Annotated in this window: 10 protein-coding genes; all 10 read left to right on the plus strand. The window is 57.1% G+C overall.

Going from position 1 to position 12,137, the window contains the following annotated elements:
* The first annotated feature begins 4 nt into the window (after positions 1–4).
* The 10 genes from ftsL to QT231_RS02290 are packed head-to-tail and all read left to right on the plus strand — an operon-like array spanning position 5 to position 12,135.
* On the plus strand, positions 5–340 hold the full coding sequence (gene ftsL, locus QT231_RS02245; RefSeq protein WP_308335305.1) for a cell division protein FtsL: 336 nt from the start codon (positions 5–7) through the stop codon (positions 338–340).
* The gene (locus tag QT231_RS02250; protein ID WP_308335306.1) at positions 337–2,043 is read left to right on the plus strand and encodes a penicillin-binding transpeptidase domain-containing protein; all 1,707 of its coding nucleotides are present in this window, start codon (positions 337–339) and stop codon (positions 2,041–2,043) included. The genes ftsL and QT231_RS02250 overlap by 4 nt, the downstream gene beginning before the upstream one ends.
* 17 nt (positions 2,044–2,060) lie before the next feature.
* Positions 2,061–3,554, plus strand: a complete 1,494-nt coding sequence (locus tag QT231_RS02255; RefSeq protein WP_308335307.1) for a UDP-N-acetylmuramoyl-L-alanyl-D-glutamate--2,6-diaminopimelate ligase — start codon at positions 2,061–2,063, stop codon at positions 3,552–3,554.
* Positions 3,554–4,906: a UDP-N-acetylmuramoyl-tripeptide--D-alanyl-D-alanine ligase gene (murF, locus tag QT231_RS02260; RefSeq protein WP_308335308.1), complete on the plus strand. Its 1,353-nt coding sequence runs from the start codon at positions 3,554–3,556 to the stop codon at positions 4,904–4,906. The genes QT231_RS02255 and murF overlap by 1 nt, the downstream gene beginning before the upstream one ends.
* A 14-nt stretch (positions 4,907–4,920) precedes the next feature.
* Positions 4,921–6,003: a phospho-N-acetylmuramoyl-pentapeptide-transferase gene (gene mraY, locus QT231_RS02265; protein WP_215093545.1), complete on the plus strand. Its 1,083-nt coding sequence runs from the start codon at positions 4,921–4,923 to the stop codon at positions 6,001–6,003.
* Between the two features lie 33 nt (positions 6,004–6,036).
* Positions 6,037–7,425, plus strand: coding sequence for a UDP-N-acetylmuramoyl-L-alanine--D-glutamate ligase (gene murD / locus QT231_RS02270; protein WP_308335309.1), 1,389 nt, complete (start codon positions 6,037–6,039; stop codon positions 7,423–7,425).
* A complete protein-coding gene (gene ftsW / locus QT231_RS02275) occupies positions 7,422–8,603 on the plus strand; it encodes a putative lipid II flippase FtsW (protein ID WP_308335310.1) in 1,182 nt (393 codons plus the stop codon). Before murD ends, ftsW begins: the two co-directional genes overlap by 4 nt.
* 33 nt (positions 8,604–8,636) lie before the next feature.
* Entirely contained in the window at positions 8,637–9,734 is a 1,098-nt protein-coding gene (gene murG / locus QT231_RS02280) for an undecaprenyldiphospho-muramoylpentapeptide beta-N-acetylglucosaminyltransferase (RefSeq protein WP_308335311.1), read from the plus strand.
* Positions 9,735–9,751: 17 nt separating this feature from the next.
* Positions 9,752–11,197, plus strand: a complete 1,446-nt coding sequence (murC, locus tag QT231_RS02285) for a UDP-N-acetylmuramate--L-alanine ligase (protein WP_308335473.1) — start codon at positions 9,752–9,754, stop codon at positions 11,195–11,197.
* A complete protein-coding gene (locus tag QT231_RS02290) occupies positions 11,194–12,135 on the plus strand; it encodes a D-alanine--D-alanine ligase (RefSeq protein WP_308335312.1) in 942 nt (313 codons plus the stop codon). Before murC ends, QT231_RS02290 begins: the two co-directional genes overlap by 4 nt.
* Positions 12,136–12,137 lie beyond the last annotated feature (2 nt).

The raw sequence follows: 12,137 nt of genomic DNA on the forward strand, positions 1-12,137 counted from the left end.
CATCATGAGCATGGATCGGATTGAGCAGTGGGTAACCACGCTACGCACCGAGTGGCCTTTCAGGCTGCGCCTGCGCGCCTGGCCGCTGGCTATTTTGCTACTGTTTCTACTCTGCATGGCCTCCGGGTTGGGCGTGGTGGTCACTACCCATATGACGCGGGTTCAATTTGCACAGCTGCAACAGCTGGAGCAGGAAGAGAACCAACTGCAAACGGAGTGGGGGCAGCTTCTGCTTGAGGAGGGCGCATGGTCAACGCCTGCGCGCATAGAAAAAATTGCCACGGAACGTTTGGGCATGCGAATCCCCGATGTCCATGATGTCGAGGTGATTCGGCCATGAGAAGTGAACGCCGAGGCGGTACCTCGCGCCAGGCTCCCATTGCGCCCCCGCTTGGCGGCGGGCGCTTCTTGTTTATTCTGATCGCGATTGGCTTGGCATCTATTATTTTGATTGGCCGCATTACCTTGCTTCAGGTCATCGACCGCCCCTTTCTGCAAAGCCAGGGCGACGCGCGCACTCTGCGTCACGAAACAATTCCCGCCCACCGCGGCATGATTACCGATCGTAATGGCGAACCATTAGCGATTTCCACGCCGGTGGTGACCATTTGGGCCAACCCGCAAGAACTTCCCGAAGATGCTATTCAACGTGTAATGCTGGCCCAGGCGCTGGGTATGACGCTGAGTGACTTCGAGGCTCGGGTGGCGCGTTTTAGCGAACATGAGTTCATGTATTTGCGCCGCCAGATGACCCCTGCGGCCGCTCAGCAGATTCTTAACCTGCGCACGCCCGGCGTATACCCCCAGCGTGAATATAAGCGCTACTATCCTGCCGGTGAGGTCGCCGCCCAGTTGCTGGGTGTGACCAACGTTGATGATGTCGGTCAGGAGGGCTTAGAGCTCTCCTATCAGCCTTACCTGGCGGGCCGACCTGGCCAGCGGCGAGTGATTAAAGACCGCCGCGGGCGCCTGGTTCGCGAACTGGGCGTTATCAACGAAGCCCAGCCGGGGGGCGAGCTGACCTTGGCGATTGATCAGCGCATTCAATATATGGCCTACCGTGAGCTGCGTGCCGCGGTAGCCGAGAATGAGGCTGATGGCGGCGTGCTGGTGATGATGGATGCCCGCACGGGAGAGGTGTTGGCGATGGCTAACTTGCCCTCCTACAACCCTAACAACCGAGCGGGGCTTGATCCGCGTGGGTTACGTAACCAGGCGTTGGTCGATGTGTTTGAGCCCGGCTCGGTGATGAAGCCGCTGGCCATGGCCGCCGTATTAGAGAGTGGCGTGGTGGATCGCAATGCTGTGGTGGATACCTCGCCCGGTTGGATGCGATTGGATCAGTTCACCATTCGCGATTTCCGCAATTATGGTGAGCTGGATCTGCCGGGTATTCTGGAGAAGTCATCGAATGTGGGTATGTCCCGCTTGGCACTGCAATTAAGCGATACGGCGATTTGGGAAAAGTATAATCAGTTAGGGCTGGGGCAGGCACCCGGAACCGGTTTTCCTGGCGAAGCCACTGGCAGCCTACCGGCGCCGGTTCGCTGGTCACGCAGCGAACGGGCGACGCTCTCTTACGGTTACGGCCTCTCTGTTTCCGCGGTGCAGCTGGCGAGTGCTTACACGGCATTAGCCAATGATGGCGTGCGTTTGCCACCCTCGTTGCTGCGTCTTTCTGAGCCCCCTCAGGGTATTCCTGCGATCGAGCCGACGGTTGCCAATGATCTGCTGAATATTCTCGAAACCTCGGTCGCGGCCTATACCGGCGGTCGGCGAGCACGGGTAGAGGGCTATCGCGTTGGCGGTAAAACAGGCACGGTGCGTAAAATAGGCCAGCAAGGCTATACCACCGATGCTTACCGCAGCGTTTTTGCCGGGATCGCGCCCATCTCGGATCCGCGCATTGTCACTGTGGTAATGATTGATCACCCCAAAGCAGGCGAGTTCTACGGCGGCGCTGTCGCGGCGCCGGTGTTTTCCAGTGTGACAGGGAATGCTTTACGCTTGTTGGATGTTCCGCCGGATCATGAGGCGGAGTAGCTTTTTAAGGAGATGGCATGACGCTGAGTCCAGACGATGTTTTAGCGGCACTCAAGCAAGTATGGCCCAAGTCGCCGCTGCCCGCTGGTCTGCCTAAGCTGCCGGATCAGGTTCATATTGAGATGAACTCTCGCAAGCTGGCGAAGGGTGGCATTTTTGTGGCCGTGCCTGGCAGCCAGCGTGATGGCCGCGATTTTATCGAACAAGCTCTTGAAGCCGGCGCTGCGCTGGTTTTAGCGCAAGGGTCACACGGTGATGTGCAGCTTGAGGGGCGGGTGCTGAAACTGCCTCATTTGTCGTCGCGTTTGGGCGAGCTTGGGCGGGCGCTGTATAAAGTGCCCGGCGATATGGAAGTGATTGCGGTGACCGGTACTAACGGTAAAAGCTCCGTCACTCACTATATCGCTGCCCTCAGCGAAGCGTTGGGAACGCCCGCGGGTCTTGTCGGCACTTTAGGCGTGGGGCGCCCTGGCGAGTTGAGCGATAGTGGCTTAACCACGCCTGGCCCCCTGGCGCTGCAGGCGACGTTGGGTGCGCTGGCACAGCAGGGCGTAACGCGCATTGCCTTGGAAGCCTCTTCCCATGCCCTGGATCAGTACCGTTTGGACGCGGTCAACGTCAGCGTAGGGGTGTTTACCAACCTGACTCGTGACCATTTGGATTACCACGGCAGCATGGCCGCCTATGCCGCCTCGAAAGCCAAGCTGTTTCGACGTTCTGAGCTTAGCTTGGCGGTGGTCAATGGTGATGATCCCCTGGCGCGCTTAATGCTGGCTGGCTGCAGTAGTCGCGTCCGTGTACTGGCCACCGGGCAAGATGAAGCCGTTACGCTGCGAGTCCTGGATTGGCAGGCGTTTGATTGGGGGCAGCAGGCGATGATTGCGACCCCTGACGGTGAGAAAATGCTGCGCTTAAAGTTAATGGGGCGCTTTAATTTAGATAACGTACTGTTGGCTATGGCCGTGCTGTACGGGTTAGGTGAGCCGCTTGATGCGCTGTTTGATGCAGCGACATCGCTTGCGCCGGTGCCGGGGCGTATGGAGCTGTATGGCGATGCTGGCGCCCCCAGCGTAGTGGTGGATTACGCCCACACGCCGGATGCCCTGCGCAGTGCCCTGCAGGCACTGCGCGCTCACTTGGGAGATGCGGGTAAGTTATGGTGCGTATTTGGCTGTGGTGGTGAGCGCGATACGGGTAAGCGGGTTGAAATGGCCCGGGCCGCCGAGCAGTTGGCGGATCACATTGTAGTCACCGACGACAATCCCCGCCACGAGTCCGCTGCGCAAATTCGCGAGCAGATTTTGTCGGGTTTCTCCGCTGCTGCTCAGCCGATTGAAATCGGTGAGCGGAGTGAGGCCGTGGCAGCGGCTATTCAGCAAGCTGCTGCTCAGGATGTGGTGCTGGTTGCTGGCAAAGGGCATGAGGCGTATCAGGAGATCAAGGGGGTTCGCTACTCCTATGCTGATAGCGAAGAGATCCAGCGCGCCTTTGCCCAGTGGAAAGCCCAATAATGCGCTGGGCCCTTGGTCAAGTAGCTGCGGCGCTCGGCATCGAAGCACCGTTAGGCAGTGCTCAGTTAATCATTCACTCTGTTATTACCGATAGCCGTAAAATTGAACCTGGGTGCCTGTTTGTGGCGTTAAAGGGGCCCCATTTTGACGGCCATGACTTTGTTGAGCGTGCCATGGAGCTTGGCGCGGTGGCGGCGTTGGTCGACGCTCCCGTTGACAGCGACTTACCCCAACTGGTGTGCCCTGATACGCGTTTAGCCCTAGGGCTATTGGCCGGAGCACATCGGCGTGCATGGCACGGCCCCTTGGTGGCTGTGACCGGTAATAGTGGTAAAACTACCGTGAAGGAGATGTGTGCTGCACTCCTAACGCCTTTAGGCGAGGTGCTAGCGACCGAGGGGAATCTGAACAACGATTTCGGTGCGCCGCTGACCCTGTTGCGATTGCGTCAGCAACATAAAGCCGCTGTGATAGAGCTAGGTGCTAATCATTTGGGTGAGATCGCCTGGACAGCACCGCTGGCCCAGCCAGATATTGCGGTTATTACCAATGTGACAGGCGCTCACGTGGGCGAGTTTGGCGGCATGGGGCAGATCGCCCAGGCAAAAAGTGAACTGCTAGCCGGACTGAACGAGCAGGGTACGGCGATATTGAATCGCGATGATCACTACTACACCTTTTGGGCATCTCGAGCGGCGCCAAGGCGAGTCGTTAGCTTTGGCTTTCACCCCCAAGCCGATGTAAGCGCCGCAGCGCTTTCCTGTGATCCTCAAGGGCGGTATGCTTTCACGCTACTGCAGCATGGACAAGCGCTTGGTCAGGTGCGTTTGCCGCTACTTGGCAAGCATAATGTCAGTAATGCCTTGGCCGCCGCCGCTGCGGCATTAGCGCTGGGCGTGCTGCCCGAGCAGATCATTGCGCGCTTGGAAACGCTGCCAGCGTTAGCGGGTAGGCTAACCATTGTGCCTGGTTTGCGGGGTGCCAAGTTGTTGGATGACACTTACAATGCCAACCCAGGGGCGGTCAAAGCGGCTCTGGATACGCTGGCGAGTTTCCCTGCCCCGCGCTGGTGTGCGCTAGGGGCGATGGGCGAGCTGGGAAGCGATTCGGCTGCGCTGCACGCGGATATTGGTCACTACGCCGCTGAGCTCGGCATTGATGGACTATTGACGCTGGGCGACGCCGCACGCGCTGCCAGCGAGGCCTTTGGTCGTGGGCTGCATTTTAACGATCACGAGGCGCTAACGCGCCATGTCATTAATACTTTGCCGCCGGACACCACACTGCTGGTGAAAGGGTCGCGCAGTGCGGGCATGGAACATGTCATTAATGCACTGCGTTCGGATAAATAAGGTAAACGCCGTTCATGTTACTTCACTTGGCGAATTTTCTGTCGCAGTACCAAACTGATTTTCAGGTAGTCAACTATTTAACCCTGCGCGTGATTTTAGGCGCTCTCACATCGTTAATGCTCTGCTTGTGGCTGGGGCCATGGATGATTCGGCGCCTGGTCGAAGGGCAAATCGGTCAGTCAGTACGTGACGATGGTCCTCAATCCCACCTTTCAAAAGCGGGTACGCCCACCATGGGCGGGGCAATGATTATATTGGCTATTGCCATTAGCACCTTGCTCTGGGGTGACTTAACCAATCTTTATATCTGGGTGGTGCTGGGCGTAACCATAGGCTTTGGCGCCATTGGTTGGGTCGATGATTACCGCAAAGTCGTTGAGAAAAACCCGCGTGGTTTACCTGCAAAGTGGAAATATTTTTGGCAATCGGTCGTTGGTCTTGGCGCTGCTGTGCTGCTCTATTTAACCGCGTCGTCGCCCGTTGAAACCAGTCTGTTAGTACCGCTTTTCAAAGAGGTCGCGCTGCCGCTGGGCGTGTTTTATATCGTTCTATCGTATTTTGTGATCGTGGGCAGCTCGAATGCGGTTAATTTAACCGATGGCCTTGATGGCCTAGCCATTATGCCCACGGTGCTGGTCGCCATGGGCTTATCGGTATTTGCCTACGCGAGTGGTAATACGGTTTTTGCCACCTATCTACACATTCCCTTTATTGCCGGTACCGGCGAGTTGGCGGTTTTTTGCGCCACCATTGCCGGTGCCGGGCTTGGTTTCTTATGGTTCAACACTTACCCCGCTCAGGTCTTTATGGGGGATGTGGGCGCTTTGGCGCTAGGGGCTGCGCTGGGCGTGGTGGCGGTTATCGTGCGTCAGGAAATTGTGCTGTTTATCATGGGCGGTATTTTTGTCATGGAGACGGTGTCGGTCATTCTTCAAGTGGGTTCCTATAAGCTCACTGGTCGACGCATCTTCCGTATGGCGCCTTTGCACCATCACTATGAATTGAAAGGCTGGCCTGAACCGCGGGTAATCGTGCGCTTTTGGATTATTACCGTGGTGTTGGTGCTACTTGGCCTCGCAACGCTCAAAATTCGTTAATGCATGTGGGCATGAGGCGAGAAGGAGCCTGTGATGGTTCGAGTTGCTAAAGGTTTAACGCTGGTGGTGGGGCTAGGAATATCGGGACGGGCGATTTGCCGCCATTTAAGCCGCTTGAATGTGCCCTATATGGTGGCGGATACCCGTGCCGAGCCGCCGGGGTTGGAGGAGTTTCAAGCCGCCCATCCGGGCATTGAGGTTCACTGCGGCCCACTAACGTTGCTGGATCTGCGTGATGTTGCAGAGGTGGTGGTCAGCCCGGGACTTGATCCACGCATGCCGGGCTTAAAAGAGCTGGCGGATCAGCTAAATCCACGCACAGGCGAACCGATGGTGGTGGGCGAAATAGCCCTCTTTGTACGTGCCGCTAACGCCCCTATTGCGGCCATTACCGGATCCAATGCCAAATCAACGGTGACGACGCTGCTGGGAGAAATGGCCGCTGCCGCCGGCATTAATGCGGCGGTAGGTGGGAATCTTGGCACCCCCGCGCTGGATCTATTGGCTAGCCATCCTGATGCCGCACTGTATATCCTTGAACTTTCAAGTTTCCAGCTTGAGACGACTCCCTCTCTGGGGGCGAGCTGTGCTGCCTTTCTGAATTTATCCGAAGATCATCTTGATCGTCATGGGGATATGCACGGCTATCGCGCCGCAAAGCAGCGTATTTTTATCGGTGCAGGGAGCGCCGTGGTGAATGCCGATGATCCCCTCACGTGGCCTGAACATCCCGTTGACCAAGTGGCTTACTTTACTCAAGCAGCCCCTAAAGGGGACAAGTGGGGGCTGGCGTTTCACCACGACAAGCTGACGTTAATGCAGGGCTCCAGCCCTTGGTTGGCCATCGATGAGTTAAAAATAGCTGGTCAGCACAACTACCTCAATGCATTGGCGGCACTGGCCATGGGGCAGGCGTTGGGCTTTGCAACTGCGCCCATGTGCAACGCGCTGCGCGAATTTAAAGGCTTGGAACACCGCAGTGAAGTCATTGCGCAAATCAATGGCGTCACCTGGGTCAATGACACCAAGGGTACCAATGTAGGCGCTACCCTGGCGGCGATTAATGGTATTGGCGCGACGTTGGATGGGCGTTTGATTCTACTGGCCGGTGGAGTAGGTAAGGGCGCTGATTTCACCCCTTTGGCCGCGCCTCTTTCTAAGTGTGCACGGCATGTGCTGCTATTCGGTTTAGATGCTCCGCGGCTAGCCGATGCCTTGTTTGAACACGTCAGCATTCGTCAGGTAGAGGATTTAACCCAAGCGATGGAAGCGGCGTTTGAGCTCGCCCAGCCGGGCGACTGCGTGCTGCTCTCGCCCGCCTGTGCGAGCCTTGATCAGTTTGCCAACTACCAGCAGCGCGGCGATGTATTTCGTCGTTGGGTGCAGCAAAAGGCATTCTCAACAGGCCAGGGGGCGCTATGAGCCGACTTCAGCGGCTGCGCACGACGCTTTCCACCCGTGAATTACCCTGCGACGTTTGGCTAATCGTGGCTGCGGTTGCCTTGGCGGGTTTGGGGTGGGTCATGGTCAGTTCGGCGTCGATTGGTTTGTTGGAAGATACCTACCACTACTCACGCCAACACGGTATTTTCCTGGTGCTCGCTGTGATGGCCTGTGTATTTATGCTCTGTGTTCCGCTTGAGTTATGGCGCCAGAATGCAGCGCTGATTCTGCTTGCCAGTATCTTTTTGTTGGTTGTGGTGTTGATGGTTGGTCAAGAGATCAATGGCAGTAAGCGCTGGATAGCACTGCCAGGCCCCTTGCCAAGTTTGCAGGTGTCTGAATTTGCCAAAGTCGGGCTGATTTTTTATATGGCGGCGTTTATGTCGCGTTTCACGTATGACTTACGTCGTCGAGCGTTCAGCATGTGGCGCCCGCTGGCCGTCCTGGCGGTACCCGCTGGGCTGCTTTTTTTAGCGCCTGATTTCGGCGGCATGGTGGTCTTTACTGTTTGCGTGATTGGCATGCTGATGATGAGCGGTGCATCGCTGGTGCTGTTGGGTGGCAGCGGGCTGCTGCTTGGCTCCGGTGCGGTCATGATGGTGGTGATTGAGCCCTACCGACTGGCACGCTGGACAAGTTTTCTAGATCCCTGGGCCGATCAGTTTGCCACCGGCTACCAGTTAACCCAAGCGTTAATAGCTTTCGGGCGGGGGCACGTCACGGGTACCGGTCTGGGCAATAGTGTGCAAAAACTCCATTACCTGCCCGAAGCGCATACCGACTTTATCTTTGCGGTGATTGCGGAAGAGCTGGGCATGATCGGTGCGATTATCGTTGTGCTGTTGTTCACACTATTTATTGCCCGCGCCATGTGGATCGGACGTAAGGCTGAGCTGGCAGGGCATCTATTTGGCGCTTATGTAAGCTACGGCATCGGCTTTGTGGTAGCCGCACAGGCATTTATTAACATGGCGGTGAGTTCGGGACTATTGCCGACCAAGGGCCTAACGCTGCCGCTGATGAGCTATGGCGGCTCCAGCCTGCTAGTTACAGGCATCATGGTCGGTTTGCTGCTGCGCACAGATGCCGAAACACGTCATCGGCCTAGGCGTGCGTCCACCCCGTATAAACCCCGCCATGAGCCGCGTTTATCGTAACGCTATGCCGCGTGGTGTTATCAGGAGTTTGATGTGACAACGAACGTTAGCCGACGAGTACTGATTATGGCGGGTGGCACAGGCGGCCATGTGTTTCCAGCATTGTCGCTCGCCAAAGCTTTGCAGGCGGAGCAGGTCGACGTTGAGTGGCTGGGTAGCCCTAGAGGTATTGAAAATCGCCTGGTGCCTGAAGCGGGTATTAGGTTGCATACGATTGCCGTTAGTGGGCTGCGCGGCAATGGTGTGACGGGATGGCTCAAAGCACCGCTGAACCTTAGCCGGGCGATCTTGCAGGCACGTACCATCATTCGCGACTTCAAACCTCAAGTGGTGGTCGGCCTGGGTGGTTTTGCCAGTGGCCCCGGCGGCTTGGCGGCATGGTTGACGCGCGTTCCGCTGATTATCCATGAGCAGAACGCTGTGGCAGGTCTGACCAATCGCGTCTTGTCGCGCCTGGCTAAACGAACCTATGCCGCTTTTCCTGAGGCCTTTGGGGCCCGTGCCCATGTCATTGGAAACCCAGTGCGTGACGACATTGCCGCCTTGGGGAGTTCGCCGCGGGACGAGGAAACACTCGCTTCCCGGCCTCTACGTTTGTTGGTGGTGGGTGGTTCGCTCGGGGCTGTGGCCCTTAACGAACGTTTGGCCCCTGCGCTGGCTGCACTGCCCATTGAGCAGCGCCCCCAGGTTCGCCACCAGGCGGGTAAGAATCGTGAGCAGGTTACTGCAGAAAATTATCAGCAGCACGGCGTGAGCGCTGAGGTGAGCCCCTTTATTGATGATATGGCCGCTGCCTATGAGTGGGCCGATTTAGTGGTGTGCCGCTCGGGGGCTCTGACAGTCGCGGAGTTGGCAGCGGCGGCTAAGCCAGCGCTGCTGGTGCCGTTCCCGTTTGCTGTCGATGACCATCAACGCATCAACGCTCAGGTGCTCGTCAAGGCGGGGGCCGCGCAGTGCGTTGTTCAGTCTGAACTGACCGTTGAGCGGTTAAGCGAATTTTTAAACCAATTGCTCGTCCCAAATACTCTGGCGGCAATGGCGGCGAATGCACGTCAGGCCGCCCATTTAGATGCCACAAAACGCTTGGCTGAAGGGTGTTTGGCGATGGTGCCGTTAGGAGACACTGCGTGATCGATTCGGACAAAAACATGACACCCGCACGTACCACCGCAGGTACCGGCATGCGCCGGATTCGGCGGCTCCATTTTGTCGGTATTGGTGGCGCAGGTATGTGTGGTATTGCCGAGGTGCTAGCCAATCAGGGCTACACCGTTAGCGGAAGTGATGTGAAAGCCTCTTCAGTAGTAGAGCGGTTGCGTCAATGTGGTGTCTGTGTGGCGATTGGCCATGCTGAGGCCAATGTGCAAGGCGCCGATGTGGTGGTGGTGTCGAGCGCCATTGATGAAACCAATCCAGAAATTCGCTGGGCCCATGAGCACCGAGTGCCGGTGGTGCGTCGGGCTGAAATGCTCGCCGAGCTAATGCGTTTTCGTCATGGCATCGCCGTGGCGGGCACTCATGGCAAAACCACTACGACCAGCTTGACGGCTACACTGCTGGCCGAAGGTGGGCTCGATCCCACCTTTGTGATTGGCGGCAAGCTGACCAGCGCTGGTGCCAATGCCCGCTTAGGTGAAGGTGACTATTTGGTTGCCGAAGCCGATGAGTCAGACGCATCGTTTTTGCACTTGCAGCCGATGGTATCGATTGTCACCAATATTGATGCTGACCATATGGCGACTTATGGCGGCGACTTTGAGCGGCTAAAGAGTACCTTTATCGAGTTTCTGCACAACTTGCCGTTCTATGGGTTGGCGGTGCTGTGTATCGATGACCCTCATGTGCGTGGGCTGTGTGAGCAGGTGAAGCGGCAGTTCGTGACCTATGGGTTTGATAGCGATGCCGATTATCGCATTGTTGATTTTTCGCAGAGTGGTGGTGAAGTGGCGTTCACCGCGCTACGCCCGGGGGGCGCCGCGCCGTTAGGCGTGCGTTTGGCTATGCCGGGTCGCCACAATGCCTTAAACGCCATGGCCGCGATTGTGGTCGCTACCGACGCTGGCGTGAGTGATAGTGCTATTCTGAGCGGTCTGGCAAGTTTTGCCGGTGTAGGGCGCCGTTTCCAAGTACATGGTCACTTCCCGGCGCCTAAAGGCGGCGGTGATATCATGTTGGTGGATGATTATGGTCACCATCCCCGTGAAGTTGATATGGTAATCCAGGCGATTCGCGCTGGCTGGCCAGATCGTCGTCTGGTCATGCTATATCAGCCCCATCGCTATAGCCGTACCCGGGATTTATACGAAGACTTTGTCAGGGTGCTTTCCCAAGTCGACACCCTGGTGCTGCTGGATGTTTACAGTGCGGGTGAAGCGGTTATTCCTGGCGCTGAGGGGCGTACCTTGGCGGGGTCTATTCGTCAACGCGGCGAAGTCGATCCGCTGTTTGTCGAGCACAAACATGAGTTGCCTGCATTGTTAACCAACGTATTACGCCCTGGCGATATTTTAATTACCCAGGGCGCTGGCGATGTGGGCGGGATTTCCCTGCGCCTGGCACAGGCACAGTTGGCGATGAACGAGGTGGATCTGTGAGCGTTGACGTAACAAACCCCCAGCCTCTTGGCAAAGTCGTTGTCGTTTACGGCGGCACCTCCGCTGAACGCGAGGTATCGCTTAAAAGCGGTGCGGCGGTGCTAGAGGCGCTGCAGCGCAAAGGTATCGATGCCTGCGGCTATGATCCACGTGATAATGGCTTGGCTGGTCTAGAGCAACTGGCGCCTTCCGTGGTCTTTGTTGCTCTGCATGGCCGTGGCGGTGAAGATGGCACCCTACAGGGAGCTTTGGAACTGCTCGGCATCCCGTATACCGGCAGTGGGGTACTCGCCTCGGCGTTGGGAATGGATAAACAGCGCACTAAGCAGGTGTGGAGTGCGGTGGGGCTGCCCACCCCTGAAAGCATTATGCTGGCTGCCAGTTCCGACTGGTCAGCGGTAGTCGAGCAGCTAGGTTTACCGCTGATCGTTAAGCCGGTACACGAAGGCTCGACGCTGGGCATTAGTATCGTAAAAAGTCGAGCAGCGCTTGAGTCAGCCTATCACGAAGCGGCCCAGTTCGACGCCCGGGTGATGGCGGAGCGCTTTGTCGTAGGCGACGAGTATACCGTGGCGCTGCTGGGTGATCAGGTGTTGCCTGCTATTCGCGTAGAAGTACCCGGCGGCTTCTACGACTATGAAGCCAAATATATTGCTAATACCACCCAATACCACCTGCCTTGTGGCTTAACTGCTGAGGATGAAGCGGCACTGGCTATGCTGTGCCAGCAAGCGTTTACGGCCATAGGCGGGGTAGGTTGGGGCCGGGTTGATGTAATGCGTGATAGCGAAGGGCGTTTTTGGCTACTGGAGGTCAATACGGTACCCGGCATGACCGATCATAGCTTGGTGCCTCAAGCGGCAGCTCATGCGGGCATCGGCTTTGATGATCTAGTGCTACAAATACTCAACACTGCAGGTGAGTCGTTTACAGCATGAGT

Origin of the sequence: Halomonas sp. SpR1, assembly GCF_031010175.1 — a bacterium.
GTDB lineage: Bacteria > Pseudomonadota > Gammaproteobacteria > Pseudomonadales > Halomonadaceae > Vreelandella.

Coding starts and splice junctions, on each gene's coding strand:
- ftsL (WP_308335305.1), top strand. CDS start 5: ATGAGCATGGATCGGATTGAGCAGTGGGTAACCACGCTACGCACCGAG.
- QT231_RS02250 (WP_308335306.1), top strand. CDS start 337: ATGAGAAGTGAACGCCGAGGCGGTACCTCGCGCCAGGCTCCCATTGCG.
- QT231_RS02255 (WP_308335307.1), top strand. CDS start 2,061: ATGACGCTGAGTCCAGACGATGTTTTAGCGGCACTCAAGCAAGTATGG.
- murF (WP_308335308.1), top strand. CDS start 3,554: ATGCGCTGGGCCCTTGGTCAAGTAGCTGCGGCGCTCGGCATCGAAGCA.
- mraY (WP_215093545.1), top strand. CDS start 4,921: ATGTTACTTCACTTGGCGAATTTTCTGTCGCAGTACCAAACTGATTTT.
- murD (WP_308335309.1), top strand. CDS start 6,037: ATGGTTCGAGTTGCTAAAGGTTTAACGCTGGTGGTGGGGCTAGGAATA.
- ftsW (WP_308335310.1), top strand. CDS start 7,422: ATGAGCCGACTTCAGCGGCTGCGCACGACGCTTTCCACCCGTGAATTA.
- murC (WP_308335473.1), top strand. CDS start 9,752: ATGACACCCGCACGTACCACCGCAGGTACCGGCATGCGCCGGATTCGG.